Here is an 18,167-nt window from a genome sequence, read left to right as displayed (position 1 = left end):
TCACGCGATGGCGCGCGCCTCGGTCCCGTCCCATGCCGGCCGCAGATTTGCCGGTCGCGGCCGGTCGCGGGCACGGCGGGCACTGGCCACCGCCGCGGCCGCCGCACTGCTCTGGTGGGTCCTGGCCGGCAGCGCCGCCCTGCTGGAACCCCTGGCCCTGCTCGCAATCATCCTGGCCGCGGTCGCGAGCCTGCTGCTGCCGGCCGGGCGGCCGCTGCCGTTGCGACCCGGCGCGCTTCCGGGCCTGCTGGGGTTCTTCCTGCGCAGCTCGTTCCTCGGCGGGCTGGACGTCGCCCGCCGCGCCCTGCACCCGCGCCTGCCGATCCGCCCGGCCTTCCTGAGCTACCGCACGGAGCTGGCCCACGGCCCGCCCCTGACCCTGTTCATGGCGGTCGTCAGTCTGCTGCCCGGCACGCTCAGCGTACGCCTGGAGGGGCGCCTGCTGACCCTGCATGTGCTGGACCGGGACGCCGATACGCGGGCGGCACTGATCGCCCTGGAACAACGGATCCGTGCGGCATTCCACGACCCGCGTGACCGCCGCGCCAGTGACGACGGAGCCGCTCCATGAGCCTCTTCTATTTGGCCGCCGCCCTGTTCCTGCTCGGCACCATACTGCTCGGACTGGTCCGCGTGCTGCGCGGCCCGGGTTCCGGCGACCGCATGCTGGCCGCACAACTGTTCGGCACCACCGGGGTCACGATCCTGCTGCTCCTGTCGCTGGCACTGGAGGCATCCGCCCTGGTGGACGTGGCACTGGTCTTCGCCCTGCTGGCTGTCGTGGCCGCGGTGGCCTTCGTCCGCCAGCACGGTCTGCCGGAACCACCGGATACCCCGATCCACCGCCAGCCGCCGGACACCCCCGGCCCCGAGAGGCGCCACGATGATCGCTAACGCACTGACCGTGATCCTGATCCTCGCCGGACTGGTGTTCTTCGCGGCCGGCACCGCCGGGCTGCTGCGTTTTCCCGATGTCTATTCGCGCCTGCACGCCCTGACCAAGGCCGACAACGTCGGGCTCGGGCTGGTGATACTCGGACTGATGTTCCAGGCCGGCGGACCGGCGGACATCCTGAAGCTGCTGCTGATCTGGGTGCTGGTACTGGCGGCGGGGACCACGGCCGCGCACATGGTCGCGCAACGCACCTGGACCCACGGGGAGTTCGAGTCGGACCGATGAACGCCCTGCTGGTCCTCTTCGATCTGGTCCTGCTGGCCGGCATCGTCGGGGTGGCCTGGCGCTGCCTGGCGAGCACCGACCTGTTCCGGGCCGTCGTCCTGTTCATCACCTTCGGGCTGCTGCTCGCGCTGGCCTGGGTGCGGCTGGAGGCGCCGGACATCGCGCTGGCCGAGGCGGCCATCGGCGCGGGCATCACCGGCGCCCTGCTGCTGGTGACGCTGGAGCGCCTGCGCAGCATCATGGCCGAACGCCGCAGCGGGCGGCCGCATACGCCACCGCCCGACCCCACCGGGCCCCATGCCCTGCTGCGCGCCCTGCATGACCCGCCGCCCGAACGCCGGACCTTCCTCCCCGCGCTGACCTTCGCCCTGGTGGTCGGCGGCCTGCTGGTGACCGCGCTGTGGCACCAGCCGCAGTCCGTCGGTCTGGAGCCGGTGGTGGATGCGCACATGGACGTCTCCGGGGTCGATCATCCGATCACCGCGGTGCTGCTGAACTTCCGCGCGTACGACACCTTCCTGGAACTGGCGATCGTGCTGATCGCGCTGCTGGGCGCGTGGTCCCTGGGGCGGCACGACCTGATCCCGGCCCGCCCGGCCCCGGGCCCGATCCTGCCCGGCACCCTGCGGCTGCTGGTACCGGTCGCGATCGTCACCGGGGTGTACGTGCTGTGGGCCGGGAGCCACGCCCCCGGCGGAGCCTTCCAGGCCGGGGCGATCCTCGGGGCAGCCGGCATACTGCTGGTGCTGGCCCGACCACGACAACTGCCGATGGCCCCCGGGGCGCCGCTGCGCCTGGGGATCACCGCGGGTGTCGCGCTGTTCCTGCTGGTGGGGACCTATGGGCTCGTCGCCGGGCACGGCTTTCTCGGCTACGCCGACGCGTGGGCCTATCCGCTCATCATCCTGATCGAGGTGGCGGCGACGCTGTCCATTGCCCTGACCCTGGTGGCCCTGTTCGTGGCCGGCCGCCCGGCCGGAGACGACACATGAACGGGCTGGCGGAGACCGTCGCGCACACCCTGGCCCCGGGCCTGCTGTATCCAACCGGGGGTGCGATCCTGTTCGCCCTGGGCCTGTACGGGCTGATCCGCCGCCACCACCTGGTACTGCGCATCCTGGCCCTGAACATCATGGGCTCGGGCGTATTCATGGTGCTGCTGGGTGTCGCCGCCCGCGGCGAGGGCCCGCCGGATCCGGTGGCGCAGGCCCTGACGCTAACGGGCATCGTGGTGGCGGTCAGCGCAACCGCCTTCGCCCTGGCCCTGGTGGTGCACCTGACGCGGCTGACCGGCCACGCAGTGATGCTGCCCGGGCCGCCCGATGACGACGCCCCGGTGGAGGACATCTCGCGCGAGGAGCACCACGCGGATGGGGGTCCGGCCGAATCGTCCGCCGGCGAGGACCGGTCGGCGTGATCCCGGCAAACCCCGAATGGCTCCCGGCGGGGAGCGCCGGACTGGTCGCGCTGTCACTGGGAGTGGCCGTGCTGGCAACGGCCTGGCCGCGCCAGGCCCACCGGATCGGCCTGCTGGGCGCGCTCGCGGTGACGGCCTGGGTGCTGGGTCTGAGCGCGACCTTCCTGCACGCCGGGCCGGACCCGGAGACCGCCGCGACGCGGGTGGCCCTGGGCGGCTGGGAGGCCCCGCTGGGGCTCATGCTGCAGCTGGACGGGCTGTCCATGACCCTGCTGGTGCTCACCGCGGTGGTGGCCCTGGCTACCAGCCTCTACAGCCTCGGCTACGTGCACGACCGCATCGAGCGTCGCCAGTTCTGGCCCCTGTGGCTGTGGCTATGGGCCGGGCTCAACATGCTGTTTCTCTCCGGCGATGCCTTCAACCTGTACATCACCCTGGAGGTGGTGTCGCTCGCGGCCGTCGCCCTGGTGGCCTTCACCGGCACGGCCGCCGCGGTCTCCGGCGCGGTGCGCTACCTGCTGGTCAACATCCTCGGCTCGCTCAGCTTCCTGATGGGCGTGGTTCTGCTGTTCGGGGAACACGGGGTACTCGATCTGGTGCTGCTGGAGGCCCGTACCGAAGCGGGCCCGACGGAACTCATGGCGGCGGTGCTGATGACCGCGGGCCTGATGCTCAAGGCCGCCCTGTTCCCGCTGCATGTCTGGCTGGCGCCGGCCCATGGGTCAGCCCCGGCACCGGTCAGTGCGGTCCTCTCCGGGCTGGTGGTCACGGGATCTTTCTACCTGATCCTGCGGCTGTGGATGGGGGTGTTTGCCCCGCTGGCGACCCCGGCCTTCGGCATCCTGGTCGGCCTGCTCGGGGTGGGGGCGCTGATCTGGGGCTCGCTGCAGGCGCTGCGCGCGGGGCGGCTCAAATCCATCGTGGCCTATTCCACGGTCGCCCAGTTCGGCTATCTGCTGGTCGCCTTCCCCTTGATGCTGGTGGACCCGGGCGCCTGGCGGGTGGTGGTGTTCTTCGCGGTGGTCCATGCCCTGGCCAAGGCATCGGTGTTCCTGGCTGCGGGCACCCTGCAACACGCCGCCGGGCATGACCGCCTGGCCGAGCTGGGCGCGGTACTCCGGGCCCGGCCGCGCACGGTGTTCGCCCTGGGACTGGCCGGGGTCAGCCTGATGGGGCTGCCGTTCACCGGTGGCTTCATCGCCAAGTACCTGCTGCTGGAGGCCGGCCTGGGCACGGTCCTCGCCGGCAGCCTGATCGGCGTGCTGTGGGTGCTGGCGATCGCCGGCGGCGGGCTGCTGGCGGCGGCCTACGTGCTGCGCATGGTGGCCCCGGCATTTCATCGCGGCCGCCGCGACGCCGGCGAGGCAGTGTCGCCGTGGATGGACTGGGTCCCGCTGGCTCTGGCCACGGTCGCGGCGCTGGCCGGGCTGGCCGGCGTGCTGACGCTGAACACCCTTGCCCTGACCCCGGGGGCCCCGTGATGGACGGTGGCTGGCTGCTGCTCGCGATCCTGTTCAGCTCGCTGGGACCGGGCATCGCGATCTTCTTCCTGCCCGAGCATCGCCAGGGACTGCGTACGGCGCTGAACCTGGGCGGCGCCGGCACCAAGCTGGCTCTGGTCGGGGTGCTGCTGGCGGGCGTACTGCGCGGTGAAGAATACCGCTTCAGTCTGCCGCTGATGCCCGGCATCGACCTGGTGCTCGCGGCCGATGCGCTGTCGCTCCTGTTTGCCAGCCTTTCGGCCGTGCTGTGGTTCGTAACCACGGTCTACGCCATCGGCTACCTCGAGGGCTCACCGCGACGCAGCCGCTTCTTCGGCTTCTTCTCCCTGTGCGTCAGCGCGACGGTGGGGATTGCCCTGTCCGGCAACCTGATCACCTTCCTGATCTTCTACGAGATCCTGACCCTCGCGACCTGGCCCCTGGTGGTTCACCGCGGCACGCCGGCGGCCCTGCGGGCCGGACGCCTCTATCTCGGCTACACCCTGACCAGCGGGCTGGTGCTGTTCACGGCCATCGTCTGGCTCACGCTGCTGGCCGGGGCCGAGGGCTTTACCCCGGGCGGCTACCTCGAAGGCCTCGCGGAGACTCACTCGGTGACGCTGCAGGTCCTGTTCGTGCTGCTGATGGTCGGCTTCGGGGTCAAGGCCGCGCTGGTGCCGCTGCACTCCTGGCTGCCCATCGCCATGGTCGCGCCGGCGCCGGTCAGCGCGCTGCTGCACGCGGTGGCGGTGGTCAAGGCCGGAGCCTTCGGCATCATCCGCGTGGTCAACGATGTCTACGGGGCGGAACTGGCGATCGAGCTGGGCCTGACGGCCGGGCTGCTGGTGATCGCGGCGGTCACGATCATCTATGGCTCCATTCAGGCCCTGCGCACCGACGACCTGAAGCAGCGCCTGGCATTCTCCACCGTGAGTCAGGTCTCCTACATCATCCTGGGCGTCGCGCTGGCCGGGCCCCTGGGGGTCATCGGCGGGCTGGTACACCTGGTGCACCAGGGCATTACCAAGATCACACTGTTCTTCTGCGCCGGCAATTTCGCCGAGACCCTGGGCATCCATCGCATCAGCGAGCTCGACGGCGTGGGCCGGCGCATGCCGCTGACCATGCTGGCGTTTACCGCGGGCGCGCTGGGCATGATCGGCCTGCCGCCCCTGGCCGGTTTCGTGACCAAGTGGCACCTGGGGCTGGGGGCGCTGGAGGCCGGCATGCCCTGGATCCTCGGAGTGCTGGTCCTGTCGAGCCTGCTGAACGCGGCCTATTTCCTGCCCCCGGTGATCCGGGGCTGGCTGGGCGAGCGCCGCGAGCCGTGGCATGAACCCCTGCAGGCCCATGCCGGCCCGACCCGCTTCGAGACCCACTGGATGCTGCTGTTCCCGGTGGTCTTTACCGCCGCGCTGGGGCTCCTGGTCGGGCTGTTTGCCGGGCTGGGGCTGAGCCCGCTCGGCTGGGTCAGCCTGATCGTCCAGCGTGACTATGCGCTGCCGGAGTTCGGGCTGTGAGCGGGGCCGCGCTGCTGACCGTCCCGCTCGTGCCGCTGCTGCTGGCGGTGTTCATTGGCCTGCGTCCGGGGCGGGCGCGGCTGAACCGCCTGGTGCCCTGGGCGGCGCTCCCCGGCCTGGCGCTGGCCGCCCTGGCCCCGCCCGGGCTGGAGGCGACCTTCTCCGGCCTGCTGATGGGCACCCACCTGGCGGTCGACCCGACCGGCCGGGCCTTCCTGGGCCTGACCGCGGGCCTGTGGCTGGCCGCCGGGCTGTTCGCGCTCTCCGATCGGCGCGACGATCCCCGGCGGCATCGCTTCTATGTGTTCTGGTTGCTGGCCCTGGCCGGCAACCTGGGCCTGATCCTGGCGCAGGACGCGATCGCCTTCTATCTGTTCTTTTCGCTGATGAGCCTGTCGGCCTACGGACTGGTGATCCATTCCGGCAAGCCGGAGGCCTGGCGGGCCGGACGGGTGTATCTGATCCTCGCGGTACTAGGCGAGGTGTTGCTGTTCGCGGGTCTGGTACTGGCTGTCCATGCGGCGGGGCAGTCCAGCCTGGCGGCCGTGGCCGCGGCGCGCCCCGAGGGCTGGGCATTGGTCCTACTGGTCCTGGGGCTCGGCATCAAGGCCGGCATGCTGCCGCTGCATTTCTGGCTGCCGCTGGCCCACCCGGCCGCTCCGGTACCCGCGAGCGCCGTGCTGTCCGGGGCGATGATCAAGGCCGGCCTGCTGGGCTGGATGCGCCTGCTGCCAATCGACGCCGCCGGCCACGCCGTGCTGGGCGAGGCGCTGGTCCTGCTGGGCCTGGCGGCGGCCTTCCTCGGCGTACTGGTCGGGGTGCTGCAGGTACGGCCGAAGACCCTGCTCGCCTACTCCAGCATCTCGCAGATGGGGCTGATGACCACGGGTATCGGCCTGGCCCTGCTCCTGCCCGAGGCGCGCGGCTGGCTGCTGGCAGCAGTCACGCTGTACGCCGTACATCATGGCCTGGCCAAGGGGGCGTTGTTCCTGACCGCCGGCATGCAGCGGCAGTGGCCGGTCACCCACCCGGCGCGGACCGCCTTTGCACTGTTCACGCTGTTGCCGGCGCTGGCCCTGGCGGGCCTGCCCTTCACCAGTGGCGCGCTGGCCAAGAACGCGTTGAAGGAGCCGCTGGCGGCGGAGGCCCTGTCGGGCTGGCTGGCCCATACCGAGTGGCTGCTGACCCTCGCGGCGGCCGGCACCACGGTGCTGCTACTGCGCTTCCTGTGGCGCTGGCGGGCGGATCTCGAGACCGCGGCCGACGGCCTCGACCGACCGCGCTGGTGGGCCTGGGGCGGCCTTTCGCTGATGGCACTCCTGCTCCCGCTCGCAACCTTGCTGGCCGGCCCCACGGCCCTGCCCCTGAGCGTCCATGACCTGTACGGCTCGTCCCTGCTGTGGCCGGTCATGCTGGGGCTGGGCCTAGCCCTTCTGGCCTGGCGCGGGGTTCGCGACCGCGAGACCCCGCGCGTGCCGGAGGGGGATCTGGCCGTGCTGGCCGAGGCCGCCTGGGGCGGCGCCCGCCGCACTCGACGCCGCCTGGCATTGCCGGGGCCCTGGCCACCCCGGATACCGGCCCGCATGCGTGCGCTGCGGCTGGGCGCGCGCCGTCGCCTGGAAACCGCCGAGCGCATGTTGACCCGCTGGGAGACCATCGGGCTGCTGTTTTCCGCAGCGATGCTCGGGCTCTACCTGACGCTGCTCGCCGGATAAGACCGCCCTCGAGCCAGGCACGAAAAAGGCCGGCCCGGGACTGCCCCGGGCCGGCCTTCAGGCGCCGTTCCTATTGCGGGCTGGAGCTCAGTTCTGATCGATGAAGTCCGCGGTGAAGTCGGCCACGTCGTCCGCGAAGAAGTCACGGAAGAAGTGCCCCGCGCCGTCCACGGTAATCAGGGTGATGTCACCGCTGTCCTTCACCGCCTCGACCTTCTGCGGCAGGTCCGGCACCACGTCGTCCTCGGAACCGGTGATCACCAGCGTCGGGATCTGCATCCCGCGGATCACCGTCGGGGTATCGTTCTGGCGGGTCGGCTCGTAGTAGCCGAGGAAGGCGCGCGGGGTCACGTCCAGTTCCTCGCAGTAGAGGAAACGCACGTCCTCCATCAGGGTCTCTTCCTGGTCCATGCGCTGGAGTTCGCGGGCCTGATCCAGGAGTACCTGCAACGGCATACCGCTTTGTTCCTCATACTCGCTCGCAGCCTCGTCCTCGTCATAGGTGGACGCGGCCACCAGCACCAGGGCGCGGATGCCGTCCGGGTCATGCTCGGTCAGGTAGCGGGCCACCTGGTTGCCACCGCGCGAGTGGCCAAACAGGGTGACCGGACCATAGCCCTCGTCCTGCAGCCATTGATGCCACAGGCTCAACTCCTGCAGATGGTCATCGACGCCGTGACGCACCGGGGCATCGCATTCGAACATCCCCTCGCGCGCGTCGATGCCGTAGCTCAGATTGACGGACAGCGTATTCAGGCCATGGTCCGCCAGCAGATCCTGCACCGCGGCCATCACCTCCATGCGCCCGTGCGCCAGGGTGCCGTGCAGCATCAAGACCACCCCGTCGGAGGGGCTCGCCCCCATGCCTTCCTTCATGTGGCCGATCAGGGTTCGGTCATCGTGTTCCAGCGTAACCTTCTCCGCGGCCATCACGGTCGACGTCGCGACCAAACCGGCCACCGTCAGGGCGGCCGTGGCAATCCAGCGAGACATGGGAACCTCCTGTTGTTGAGTCGTCCGGAAATAGACTCGTTCGCGCCGGGAAAATTCCACCCCGGCTGCGCACCATGGCCTGACAGCGCGGGCCGCGCCGGCGCATGATAAGCAGGTCCGGATCCACTGGGTGATACATCTCCGGGAGACCCATGAGCGATCGCGACCCGTCACGCGACTGGCATGCCCTGAAGACCGACGAAGTGCTCCGGCGTCTGGAGACGGACGCGCACGGACTCGCCTCGTCCGCCGCGGAACGGCGGCTTCAGGATGTCGGCCCCAACCGCCTGCCGGAGGCCGCGCGCACCGGCCCCGTCCGGCGCTTCCTGCTGCAGTTCCACAATGTGCTGATCTACGTGCTGATCGCCGCGGCGGTGGGTACCGCGTTCCTTGGTCACTGGCTGGATACCGGCGTCATCCTGGGGGTGGTGCTGATCAACGCCATCATCGGCTTCATCCAGGAGGGCAAGGCGGAGAAGGCGCTGGACGCGATCCGCGGGATGCTCTCGCCCCGCGCCCAGGTCCTGCGTGACGGCCAGCGCCACAGTATTCCCGCAGAGACGCTGGTCCCCGGCGACATCGTGTATCTGCAGGCCGGGGACCGCGTCCCGGCGGACCTGCGCCTGACCGGGGCGCACAACATGCGCATCGACGAGGCCGCGCTGACCGGCGAATCGGTCGCCAGCGACAAGCAGAGCGAGCCGGTGGCGGCCGCATCCGACCTCGGCGATCGCCGCTCGATGGCCTATTCCGGCACGCTGGTGGCCTTTGGCCAGGGCCGCGGGGTGGTGGTCGGCACCGGGGCCGATACCGAGATCGGCCGCATCTCCACCCTGATCGGCGAGGTGGAGACCCTGACCACCCCGCTGCTGCGCCAGATCGCCCAGTTCGGCCGCTGGCTGTCGGTGGCCATCGGCGTCCTGGCGGCGGCGACCTTCGCCTTCGGCTACTGGGTGCGCGACTACGACCTGGTGGAGACCTTCCTCGCCGCGGTCAGCCTGGCGGTGGCGGCGATCCCCGAGGGCCTGCCGGCGATCATGACCATCACCCTGGCGATCGGGGTGCAGCGCATGGCCACGCGCAACGCGATCATCCGCCGCCTGCCGGCGGTCGAGACCCTGGGCTCCGTCACCACCATCTGCTCGGACAAGACCGGCACCCTCACCCGCAACGAAATGACGCTGAAGAGCATCATCACCACGCAGGCGGAGTACGAGCTGGGCGGGGTCGGCTACGAGCCGCACGGCGGCATTACCCGCGACGGCCAGGAGGCGGACCCGGAGGCCGATCCCCTGCTGGCCGAGGTCCTGCGCGGCCTCCTGCTGTGCAACGATGCCGAGGTCTATCTGAAGGACGACCGGTGGACCATGGAGGGCGACCCGACCGAGGGGGCCCTGATCGTCGCGGCGATGAAGGGCGGACTGGAGCCGAAGGCAATCAACGAGCGCTTCGTGCGGGATGACGTGATCCCGTTCGAGTCGTCCTACAAGTTCATGGCCACCCTGCACCATGACCATGAAGGCGGGGCCTTCGTCTTTCTCAAGGGGGCGCCGGAACGCGTGCTGGCCGTATGCAGCCAGCAGCGTACCGCCGATGGCGAGGCGCCCCTGGACGCCGAGCACTGGCAGCAATGGATGGACGGCGTCGCCGCGCGCGGCCAGCGCCTGCTCGCCCTGGCCACCCGGCGCATGGAGGATCACCGCCAGGAACTGGAGTTTTCCGACATCGAGGATGGCGGGCTCACCCTGGTGGCGGTCTGCGGGATCATCGACCCGCCACGCGAGGAGGCGATCGAGGCGGTGGCCCACTGCCAGGAGGCCGGCATCCGCGTGAAGATGATCACCGGCGATCACGGCGTGACCGCGCGCGCGATCGCCGACGAGCTGGGCATCAGTACCGAGGGCGGTGTGGTGGTCGGGCACGAGCTGGAAAGCGCCAGCGACGCGGAACTCGCGGAGCAGGTCCGCCATGTGGACGTGTTCGCCCGCGCCACGCCGGAGCACAAGCTGCGCCTGGTGCGCGCGATCCAGAGCCACGGCGACGTGGTCGCAATGACCGGCGACGGTGTCAACGATGCCCCCGCCCTCAAGCGCGCCGATGTCGGCGTGGCCATGGGCGTGAAGGGCACCGAGGCCGCGCGCGAGGCCGCCGAGATGGTGCTGGCCGACGACAACTTCGCCTCCATCGCCAACGCGGTGGAGGAAGGCCGCACTGTCTACGATAACCTGAAGAAGGCGATCCTGTTCCTGCTGCCCACCAACGGCGGCCAGGCCTTTACCATCGTCGCCGCGATCCTGCTCGGCCTCACCCTGCCGCTGACACCGGTGCAGGTGCTGTGGGTCAACATGGTCACCGCGGTCACCCTGGCCCTGGCACTGGCCTTCGAGCCCACCGAACCCGGCACCATGCAGCGCCCGCCGCGGCCACCCAACACGCCGCTACTGTCCGGCTTCCTGCTCTGGCGCATCGGCTTCGTCTCCGCGCTGCTGGTGGCCGGCACCTTCGGCCACTTCCTGTGGCTGGAGCAGCAGGGCGTGGCGGAGGAATTCGCGCGCACCGTGGCCATCAACACCCTGGTCATGGGCCAGCTGTTCTTCCTGTTCAACAGCCGCTACATCCTGGAGCCGGCGCTAAACCGGGAAGGCCTGTTCGGCAGCCGCCCCGTACTGATCGCGGTCGGCGTGCTGATCGTGCTGCAGGGCCTGTTCACCTACGCCCCGCCGCTGCAACTGCTGTTTGGCACCACCGCGATCGGGCCGGAGGAATGGCTGCGCATCCTCGCCTTCGGCCTGATCCTGTTCGCCCTGGTCGAACTCGAAAAGACGCTGCTGCGCCGGCGCGACTTCAACCCCCACCAGTAGGGTATTCCCGGGAGGCTGCCCATGGCCGCGACAGACACGCCCGTAACTCGATACCCCGCCCCCAACGCCAGCGTTCATACGCCCCCTGCGCTGCACCCGACCGGGGCCTCGCTGGCCCCCCTGTGCGCGCTCGCCCTTGCCCTGTGGGGGCCAGCGGCCCTGGCGGGAGACGCACCCGAATCCCGGGTCGCCTGGGAGGAGCCGGTCGAGGTCGCGCGCGGCGAGGCCTTCCGCGGCCCCTGGCGCATGAACGCCTCGGATTTTCGCTATGTCGACGATGCCTCGGTGGCGATCAATGACCATGGCGACGCGCTGGTCGTCTGGGCCGACCAGGCGCAGCAGGCCCTGTTCCTGCAGCGCTACGACCGCGACCGCCGGGCGGTCTTCGAGCGACCGACCCGGATCGGCGGCGTGCCGGGAACCTTTTCCTGGCTGCCGCGGGTCGCGGTCGAACCGGCGCCGGACGACGCCGACGCCTTCGACGTGCACCTGCTGTGGCAGGAGATCCTGTTTACCGGCGGCGACCACGGCGGCGAGATCCTGTACGCCCGATCCCGCGACGGAGGCCGCTCGTTCGAGGGACACCAGAACCTGTCCCGTTCGCGCGACGGTGCCGGCAAGGGCCGCATCACCGCCCAGCGCTGGGACAACGGCAGCCTGGACCTGCTGCTGACGACCACCGGCGAGGTGGTCGCGGCCTGGACCGAGTACCAGGGTCCGCTGCGCGTCACCTATTCGGCGGATCGCGGCGCGTCCTTCGCCGAACCCGTGACCGTCAACCCGGACAACTCTGTGCCGGCCCGCGCCCCGACCCTGGCACAGACGCCGTCCGGTCGCGTGCTGCTGGCCTGGTCGGAGGGTGACAGCCCGTACGCGGACATCCGGATCGCCCGCTCGGACAACCTGGACGCGGGCTTTTCCGAACCGGCCACCGCGCTGGAGCACTCGGGCCATGCCGACGCCCCGACGCTGGTGGTGGACGCGGACGGCGTCGTTCACCTGGCATTCGGGGCGATCCCGGCCAACGATCTGGAGGATTACCGGCAGCCCCATTTCCGCCGCCTGCATGTCAGTCGCGCAGACGCCGACAGCCTGGACTTTGCAGCGCCTACCCGGCTCGACGCCGAGGACTGGCCGGGCGGCTTCCCGACGCTGACCCGGGACGACCGGTGCCTGTATCTGGTCTGGCAGCGCTATCCCCACCCGACCGATCGCCCCTGGGGCCTGGCATTTACCCACGCGCCGCTGAAGTCCGCGCGGTTCGGGCCTGTCGAGGCGGTCCCGGGCACACTCGACACCCCCTACAGCGGGGGCCTGCAGGGGCAGTTGAAACGGCGCATGGCGGTCAACCGCCACGGGGCTATCGCGATTGCTCAGAGCCGCTTCATCCCGGCAAGCCACAGCGACATCCTGCTGATCCGCGGCCAGATCGAGGAGGGCGGATGCCATCCGAACCCTTCTCGCTGATGATTCACGGCGGCGCCGGGCAGATCCGCGAGGCCGGGGATCCACAGACCGCCGGCCGCTACCACGCCGCGCTGCACGCGGTACTGGAGGCCGGTCGCGAGCGGCTGGCGCGGGGCGATACCGCCCTGGATACCGTGGAGTACTGCGCGGCGCGGCTCGAGGACAACCCGCTGTTCAATGCCGGCACCGGTGCCACCCTGACCCGGGACGGGACCGTGGAACTGGATGCCGCGATCATGGATGGGGCCGCTCTGGCCGCCGGTGCGGTCGCGGCGGTTCGCGGTATTGCCAACCCGATCCGGCTGGCGCGAGCGGTCCTCGACGACGGGGAACATGTGCTGCTGGTCGCGGACGGCGCCGCCAGCTTCGCCCGCGAGATCGGGATGCCGCAGGTGGACGAGGACACCCTGATCACCCCGCAGCGGCGGGAACAGCTGGAGCGCGCCCTGTGCCAAGGCCGGGTCACACTGGATCATGACGAACCCGCGCCCGGGACTATCGGCGCGGTCGCGCGCGATCGCCACGGCCATCTGGCCGCGGCCACATCCACCGGCGGGATGACTGGCCAGCGCCCCGGTCGTGTCGGGGACTCGCCGATCCCGGGTGCCGGCGTCTACGCGGACGATCACAGCGCCGCCGTCTCCGCGACCGGGCATGGCGAGCATTTCCTGCGCAGTGTGTTTGCCCGGGAACTGGCCGACCGTATCGAATATCTTGGGCTGAGCGCCGCCGAGGCCCTGACCGCCAGCCTGCAGCGCCTGCGGGAGCGGCTCGCGGGCTACGGCGGGGCCATCGTGATCGACCGCAACGGGCGCTGCGCGGCCGGCACCACCACCCCGCGCATGCTCCACGGCTGGATCGAACACGCGGGCCCGAGCCGGACCCGCATCGAACCGCCGGCCCGTTGACCGGGCCACGCCAGCGACCGCGGAATCACCCGACGCGCGGGTCGTGAAACGGCAATCAGTCTCACGCCCCGCGGGGTTCAACCCTGCGCCGCCGCGGCGTTCCAGCGCCGCCCCATGCGGCTGCCCAGCCACACCCCGGCGATCCACAGCACTAGGGACACGCCCACATAAAGCCCGGCGCGGCCTGCAGCACCCGACTGCATCAGCCACAGGCTCTCGAGACTGAACACCGAGAAGGTCGTAAAGCCGCCGCAAACCCCGGCCAGCATGAAATGACGAAACACCGGGTCGGCCGGGCGGCAGCCGCCCGGCGCGCTGATCACCGCATACAGCCCGATCAGCCACGATCCGGCCACGTTCACGGCCAGCGTGTCCCAGGGAAAGCCGGTTCCGGCCAAGTGCAGCCCGGTCCAGGAGACGCCGTAGCGCGCCATGCTGCCGAGCGCGGCCCCCAGCGCCACGAACAGCGAGAGCCGCAGCGAATACCCGGTCACGCCGCACCCCCTGCCAGACGGCCCAGCGCGTGCCCGATGGCCACCAGCGCCAGCCCCCCGCCCAGGGTCAGCACGACGTAGACCAGCGCCTGGCGCAGCCCGTCCTGCTCCGCGACCCCGACCACCTGCAGGCTGAACGAGGAGACCGTGGTAAAGCTGCCGAGCACCCCCACCACCAGCAACAGCCAGAGCCAGGAGGTCCACGCCGGCCCCGAGGCCCAGCCCAGCGCCAGCCCGATCAGCAGCGCACCGGAGGCATTCACCGCCAGCGTCCCCCACGGGAAACGGCCGCCCCCGGTGCGGTTGTCGATCCACTGCGACAGCCAGAAGCGCGCCAGTCCCCCCAGCGCACCCCCGGCTCCCACCAGCAACAGGCCCTCCCACCACGCCATCATGGCGCCATTGTCAGCGGCACCGGCCAGGCTGTCGAGCGCCCTGGCCGGCCAGCGCGCGGGCGGGCGTCGAAATCCTCCGGCATTCGGGCTTCACCCTCGTCGGAATGGTAAAGTGCGGACCCAGCGCGGGTCGTCAGTGGCCCGCCCCTCATTCAAACCGCTTAGGTCGCAGGAGCATCATGGCGCAGTACATCTTTACGATGAACGGCGTGGGCAAGATCGTCCCGCCGAAGAAGTACATCCTCAAGGACATCAACCTGAACTTCTTCCCGGGCGCCAAGATCGGCGTGCTGGGCTACAACGGTGCGGGGAAATCCACCCTGTTGCGCATCATGGCGGGCGTGGACACCGAGATCGTCGGCGAGGCGCGGCCGCAGCCGGGCATCAACATTGGCTACCTGCCACAGGAGCCGCAGCTCGACGAGAGCAAGGACGTGCGCGGCAATGTCGAAGAGGCCGTGGCCCCGATCAAGGAGGCGCTGGCCGAGCTGGATCAGGTGTATGCGGCCTATGCCGAGGCGGATGCGGACTTCGATGCCCTGGCCGCCAAGCAGGGCGAGCTGGAGGCAAAGATCGAGGCCGCCGATGGCCACAACCTCGAGCGCAAGCTGGAGGTCGCCGCGGACGCCCTGCGCCTGCCGCCGTGGGATGCCGACGTGAAGACCCTGTCCGGGGGTGAACGCCGCCGCGTGGCCCTGTGCCGCCTGCTGCTGTCCAGCCCGGACATGCTGATCCTCGACGAGCCGACCAACCACCTGGACGCCGAATCCGTGGCCTGGCTGGAGCGCTTCCTGCAGGAGTTCCAGGGCACCGTGGTCGCCGTCACCCATGACCGCTACTTCCTCGACAACGTGGCCGGCTGGATCCTCGAGCTGGACCGCGGCCAGGGCATCCCGTTCCAGGGCAACTACTCGCAGTGGCTGGAACAGAAGGAAAAGCGCCTGAAGCAGGAAGAAAAGGCCGAGGCCGCCCGCGTGAAGGCGATGGAGTCCGAGCTCGAGTGGGTGCGTTCCAACCCGAAGGGCCGCGGCGCCAAGAGCAAGGCGCGCCTGAAGCGCTTCGAGGAGATCGCCTCGACCGACTACCAGAAGCGCTCCGAAACCAAGGAGATCTACATCCCGCCGGGCCCGCGCCTGGGCGACAAGGTGCTGGAGGTGGAGAACCTGTCCAAGCACTTTGGCGACCGCGTGCTCTACCAGGGCCTGTCGTTCTCCGTGCCGCGCGGTGCACTGATCGGTGTGATCGGCCCGAACGGCGTCGGCAAGACCACGCTGTTCCGCATGATCGCCGGGCAGGACCAGCCGGACGACGGCTCGATCGAGCTGGGCGAGACCGTGCAACTGGCCTACGTGGACCAGAGCCGCGATGCGCTGCAGGACGAGAAGACCGTCTGGGAGGAAATCTCCAACGGCCAGGACATCATCCAGGTCGGCAACTTCCAGATGCCGTCACGCGCCTACGTCGGCCGCTTCAACTTCAAGGGCACCGACCAGCAGAAGCGCATGAAGGAACTGTCCGGGGGGGAACGCAACCGCGTGCATCTCGCCAAGCTGCTGCAAAGCGGCGGCAACTTCCTGCTGCTCGACGAACCGACCAACGACCTGGACGTGGAGACCCTGCGCGCGCTGGAAGAGGCCCTGCTGGACTTCCCCGGCTCCGCGATCGTGATCTCGCATGACCGCTGGTTCCTGGACCGCATCGCCACCCACATCCTCGCGTTCGAGGAGGACGGCAACGTGGTGTTCTTCGACGGCAACTACCAGGAATACGAGGAAGACCGCCACAAGCGCCTGGGCGCCGAGGCCGACCAGCCGCACCGGGTCAAATACAAGCGACTCGCCTCCTGACCTACCCCCCGAAGGCCCGGCACCCGCCGGGCCTTCGTCTTTCCGCCCCCGGAACATTGGCCATATGGTCATCGCCAATGCCTGCTGCATCGGGCCGGCCTGCGCCGAGGCTACGGGCGAATCGGCCGGGTCTGCTCCAGGAATGCCTCCGTAAAGCCTTCCAGCTCTGCATCTTCGATCAGCCCTTCGCGCCGCATACACAGGAACTGATCCAGCGCCTTCGAGCGAGCATGGCCATCGAAGATGAATGCAAGCCGCTCGTTCGCTTCGTTCAGCTGCTGATAGAGATCCAGAAAGCGTTCGTGATTCGAGCGGTCTTCCTGTTCCATTGCCGCCCGGCAATCGGCCAGGGCGCGCTCGCAGTAGCGATCCAGCGCGGTTTTCTTCAACTGGCTGAACCGTTTCCAGTCCGATTCCTTGATCATCCCGGAGGCCTCCTGAAATTCGACACGCCAGGGAGTCAGGCGGATGCACGCCCAACAGCTGGGAAATGATGCAGCGGCCGCAGCCGCTCCGCCAACCTTATCGGCGATCGCAGCTCGCGGTCAGGCGCCCGTCCACTGGCTCGGTGGTCATCCCGGTATCGACGAACCGGCCTTCGGCATGCAGTTCACCCCCATCAATCCGGATCAGCGGCTCCGACGCACCGCCGGCGACGCTGATCCACTGCCCGCCCATGCGCGTCCGATTGGCCTCCAGCACCTCGCCCCCCGCACGAAAATCGCCAAACTGGGCCGAAATCGAATGCGTCAGCATCCCGGCGACCTCGTTGCGCGACGCAAACACCCGCAGCGAACCGCGATCGGTATCGGCACGCGCCACCAGCGTCTGGTAGCGATCATCCGCATCACCGGAGAAATCGCAGACCTCCATCTCCAGCGCGTATTCCTCGCCATCCAGGACCAGGTTCGCGACCTCGGCCGCTTGCGCATTCACGGAAACCAGCGAAACGGCCAGCAACGACAGCAAACCTCCAGGCACTACCAGCGCAAGACGCATGCGGCAACTCCTTTGCAGAGATGGGTACGGAAGGGAAGCTTACCCCATTCCCCTAGGGAAACACTGATTAATGCACGCGCTCGCGCTCGAGTCGCTTTTGCGTGCGAACAAGGCGCGGTGACTGCCGTGCAGTCATTCTGCACAAGGGAACCGAAATGCCGTGCGCGTGCCCGTTTATGATCAACAACGGGCGGCCGAGCCCCGACTTTCACTAGCTTGTGGGGGTTGGCACCCCAGGTTCCCCGATCCTGCGTTGCGGCACTTGCCGGTAGAACCACTACCGGCTGCGCACCGCGCCTTGTCTCGGAAAACCTGGGGTGCCAACGTGAACCGCCCCGGGTTTCCCGGAGACCCGTTGGTTTGGGTCACGCTGCACGAACGGACCCCTGAACTTGTTGATGGTACTGCGCTTCGATGATTGCCGGCGGTCGATACCCGTTGGATTCCAACAGGCGTCGCCGGTTGAACCAGTCGACCCACTGGAGCGTAGCCCACTCGACGTCGCGTCGATCGTTAAGACGTCCCCAGTAGGCCCGGACCTCGGTCTTGTACAGCCCGTTGAGGGTCTCCGCCAGGGCGTTGTCGTAGGAGTCACCGACCCGGCCCACCGAGGGCTGGAGCCCGGCTTCTCCGAGGCGGTCGGTGTAACGCACCGATACGTACTGCACGCCGCGATCGCTGTGATGGATGGGACGCGGCGTGCCCTGTCCCATCCGGGCCTGCAGCGCCTGTTCCAGCGCTCCCAGCGTCAGGTCGGTGCGCAGGCTCCGACTGACGCGCCAACCCACGATGCGGCGGGCGAACGCATCGGTGATGAAGGCCGTGTAGACGAAGCCCTCTCGCGCCGTGGGCATGTAGGTGATATCCGCCACCCACAGGGCGTTCGGACG

18 protein-coding genes are annotated in these 18,167 nt (G+C 69.4%); 12 read left to right on the top strand and 6 right to left on the bottom strand.

Annotated features, from left to right (window positions below; translation table 11 throughout):
• Nucleotides 1-7 precede the first annotated feature (7 nt).
• From D107_RS0106570 to D107_RS0106535, 8 genes are read left to right on the top strand one after another with little or no spacing between them, the layout of a single operon-like run.
• Nucleotides 8-571, top strand: a complete 564-nt coding sequence (locus D107_RS0106570) for a Na+/H+ antiporter subunit E (RefSeq protein WP_018879562.1) — start codon at nucleotides 8-10, stop codon at nucleotides 569-571.
• Entirely contained in the window at nucleotides 568-894 is a 327-nt protein-coding gene (locus tag D107_RS0106565) for a monovalent cation/H+ antiporter complex subunit F (RefSeq protein WP_018879561.1), read from the top strand. The genes D107_RS0106570 and D107_RS0106565 overlap by 4 nt, the downstream gene beginning before the upstream one ends.
• Nucleotides 884-1,180, top strand: coding sequence for a monovalent cation/H(+) antiporter subunit G (locus D107_RS0106560; RefSeq protein ID WP_018866004.1), 297 nt, complete (start codon nucleotides 884-886; stop codon nucleotides 1,178-1,180). The genes D107_RS0106565 and D107_RS0106560 overlap by 11 nt, the downstream gene beginning before the upstream one ends.
• Entirely contained in the window at nucleotides 1,177-2,172 is a 996-nt protein-coding gene (locus tag D107_RS0106555) for a hydrogenase subunit MbhD domain-containing protein (RefSeq protein ID WP_018866003.1), read from the top strand. Before D107_RS0106560 ends, D107_RS0106555 begins: the two co-directional genes overlap by 4 nt.
• Complete coding sequence (locus D107_RS0106550; protein WP_018866002.1) at nucleotides 2,169-2,597, top strand: NADH-quinone oxidoreductase subunit K; 429 nt, start codon at nucleotides 2,169-2,171, stop codon at nucleotides 2,595-2,597. Before D107_RS0106555 ends, D107_RS0106550 begins: the two co-directional genes overlap by 4 nt.
• The gene (locus tag D107_RS0106545; protein WP_018879560.1) at nucleotides 2,594-4,078 is read left to right on the top strand and encodes a complex I subunit 5 family protein; all 1,485 of its coding nucleotides are present in this window, start codon (nucleotides 2,594-2,596) and stop codon (nucleotides 4,076-4,078) included. Before D107_RS0106550 ends, D107_RS0106545 begins: the two co-directional genes overlap by 4 nt.
• On the top strand, nucleotides 4,078-5,598 hold the full coding sequence (locus tag D107_RS0106540) for a complex I subunit 5 family protein (RefSeq protein WP_018881067.1): 1,521 nt from the start codon (nucleotides 4,078-4,080) through the stop codon (nucleotides 5,596-5,598). The genes D107_RS0106545 and D107_RS0106540 overlap by 1 nt, the downstream gene beginning before the upstream one ends.
• On the top strand, nucleotides 5,595-7,313 hold the full coding sequence (locus D107_RS0106535) for a complex I subunit 5 family protein (protein WP_018881066.1): 1,719 nt from the start codon (nucleotides 5,595-5,597) through the stop codon (nucleotides 7,311-7,313). The genes D107_RS0106540 and D107_RS0106535 overlap by 4 nt, the downstream gene beginning before the upstream one ends.
• A gap of 87 nt (nucleotides 7,314-7,400) precedes the next feature.
• On the opposite strand, the gene D107_RS0106530 is transcribed toward D107_RS0106535, so the two are convergent.
• On the bottom strand, nucleotides 7,401-8,306 hold the full coding sequence (locus D107_RS0106530; protein ID WP_018881065.1) for an alpha/beta hydrolase: 906 nt from the start codon (nucleotides 8,304-8,306) through the stop codon (nucleotides 7,401-7,403).
• 152 nt (nucleotides 8,307-8,458) lie between these two features.
• Here D107_RS0106530 and D107_RS0106525 point away from each other — a divergent pair, with 152 nt between their 5' ends.
• From D107_RS0106525 to D107_RS0106515, 3 genes are read left to right on the top strand one after another with little or no spacing between them, the layout of a single operon-like run.
• Nucleotides 8,459-11,167, top strand: coding sequence for a cation-transporting P-type ATPase (locus tag D107_RS0106525; RefSeq protein WP_018881064.1), 2,709 nt, complete (start codon nucleotides 8,459-8,461; stop codon nucleotides 11,165-11,167).
• A gap of 21 nt (nucleotides 11,168-11,188) precedes the next feature.
• Nucleotides 11,189-12,634 (top strand): sialidase family protein, encoded by a 1,446-nt coding sequence (locus tag D107_RS0106520; protein WP_018881063.1) that lies wholly within the window; start codon nucleotides 11,189-11,191, stop codon nucleotides 12,632-12,634.
• Complete coding sequence (locus tag D107_RS0106515) at nucleotides 12,610-13,542, top strand: isoaspartyl peptidase/L-asparaginase family protein (RefSeq protein ID WP_018881062.1); 933 nt, start codon at nucleotides 12,610-12,612, stop codon at nucleotides 13,540-13,542. The genes D107_RS0106520 and D107_RS0106515 overlap by 25 nt, the downstream gene beginning before the upstream one ends.
• Nucleotides 13,543-13,619: 77 nt before the next feature.
• On the opposite strand, the gene D107_RS0106510 is transcribed toward D107_RS0106515, so the two are convergent.
• Both D107_RS0106510 and crcB read right to left on the bottom strand, forming a co-directional pair.
• Nucleotides 13,620-14,036, bottom strand: a complete 417-nt coding sequence (locus tag D107_RS0106510) for a CrcB family protein (protein WP_018881061.1) — start codon at nucleotides 14,034-14,036, stop codon at nucleotides 13,620-13,622.
• Nucleotides 14,033-14,431, bottom strand: coding sequence for a fluoride efflux transporter CrcB (crcB, locus tag D107_RS0106505; protein WP_038035212.1), 399 nt, complete (start codon nucleotides 14,429-14,431; stop codon nucleotides 14,033-14,035). Before crcB ends, D107_RS0106510 begins: the two co-directional genes overlap by 4 nt.
• A gap of 179 nt (nucleotides 14,432-14,610) precedes the next feature.
• On the opposite strand from crcB, the gene ettA reads away from it, so the two are divergent.
• The gene (gene ettA / locus D107_RS0106500) at nucleotides 14,611-16,278 is read left to right on the top strand and encodes an energy-dependent translational throttle protein EttA (RefSeq protein WP_018865992.1); all 1,668 of its coding nucleotides are present in this window, start codon (nucleotides 14,611-14,613) and stop codon (nucleotides 16,276-16,278) included.
• Nucleotides 16,279-16,388: 110 nt separating this feature from the next.
• Here ettA and D107_RS0106495 read toward each other — a convergent pair whose 3' ends face one another.
• The 3 genes from D107_RS0106495 to D107_RS13305 all read right to left on the bottom strand — a co-directional run.
• Nucleotides 16,389-16,703, bottom strand: coding sequence for a hypothetical protein (locus tag D107_RS0106495; RefSeq protein ID WP_018865991.1), 315 nt, complete (start codon nucleotides 16,701-16,703; stop codon nucleotides 16,389-16,391).
• A 97-nt stretch (nucleotides 16,704-16,800) separates the two neighbouring features.
• The gene (locus tag D107_RS0106490) at nucleotides 16,801-17,277 is read right to left on the bottom strand and encodes a hypothetical protein (RefSeq protein WP_018881059.1); all 477 of its coding nucleotides are present in this window, start codon (nucleotides 17,275-17,277) and stop codon (nucleotides 16,801-16,803) included.
• A gap of 365 nt (nucleotides 17,278-17,642) precedes the next feature.
• The coding region (locus D107_RS13305; RefSeq protein ID WP_018881058.1) for an IS3 family transposase at nucleotides 17,643-18,167 on the bottom strand (525 nt) is incomplete at its 5' end.

It is taken from the genome of Thioalkalivibrio sp. ALE30 (genome assembly GCF_000377465.1).
Lineage (GTDB): Bacteria > Pseudomonadota > Gammaproteobacteria > Ectothiorhodospirales > Ectothiorhodospiraceae > Thioalkalivibrio.
This window is presented reverse-complemented; position numbering and strand designations above follow the sequence as displayed.

What these genes read in the sequence shown, in the direction of transcription:
- D107_RS0106555 (WP_018866003.1), top strand. Translation starts at nt 1,177, where the DNA reads ATGAACGCCCTGCTGGTCCTCTTCGATCTGGTCCTGCTGGCCGGCATC.
- D107_RS0106565 (WP_018879561.1), top strand. Translation starts at nt 568, where the DNA reads ATGAGCCTCTTCTATTTGGCCGCCGCCCTGTTCCTGCTCGGCACCATA.
- D107_RS0106490 (WP_018881059.1), bottom strand. Translation starts at nt 17,277, where the DNA reads ATGCGTCTTGCGCTGGTAGTGCCTGGAGGTTTGCTGTCGTTGCTGGCC.
- D107_RS0106515 (WP_018881062.1), top strand. Translation starts at nt 12,610, where the DNA reads ATGCCATCCGAACCCTTCTCGCTGATGATTCACGGCGGCGCCGGGCAG.
- D107_RS0106570 (WP_018879562.1), top strand. Translation starts at nt 8, where the DNA reads ATGGCGCGCGCCTCGGTCCCGTCCCATGCCGGCCGCAGATTTGCCGGT.
- crcB (WP_038035212.1), bottom strand. Translation starts at nt 14,431, where the DNA reads ATGATGGCGTGGTGGGAGGGCCTGTTGCTGGTGGGAGCCGGGGGTGCG.
- D107_RS0106550 (WP_018866002.1), top strand. Translation starts at nt 2,169, where the DNA reads ATGAACGGGCTGGCGGAGACCGTCGCGCACACCCTGGCCCCGGGCCTG.
- D107_RS0106495 (WP_018865991.1), bottom strand. Translation starts at nt 16,703, where the DNA reads ATGATCAAGGAATCGGACTGGAAACGGTTCAGCCAGTTGAAGAAAACC.
- D107_RS0106530 (WP_018881065.1), bottom strand. Translation starts at nt 8,306, where the DNA reads ATGTCTCGCTGGATTGCCACGGCCGCCCTGACGGTGGCCGGTTTGGTC.
- D107_RS0106560 (WP_018866004.1), top strand. Translation starts at nt 884, where the DNA reads ATGATCGCTAACGCACTGACCGTGATCCTGATCCTCGCCGGACTGGTG.
- D107_RS0106525 (WP_018881064.1), top strand. Translation starts at nt 8,459, where the DNA reads ATGAGCGATCGCGACCCGTCACGCGACTGGCATGCCCTGAAGACCGAC.
- D107_RS0106540 (WP_018881067.1), top strand. Translation starts at nt 4,078, where the DNA reads ATGGACGGTGGCTGGCTGCTGCTCGCGATCCTGTTCAGCTCGCTGGGA.
- ettA (WP_018865992.1), top strand. Translation starts at nt 14,611, where the DNA reads ATGGCGCAGTACATCTTTACGATGAACGGCGTGGGCAAGATCGTCCCG.
- D107_RS0106520 (WP_018881063.1), top strand. Translation starts at nt 11,189, where the DNA reads ATGGCCGCGACAGACACGCCCGTAACTCGATACCCCGCCCCCAACGCC.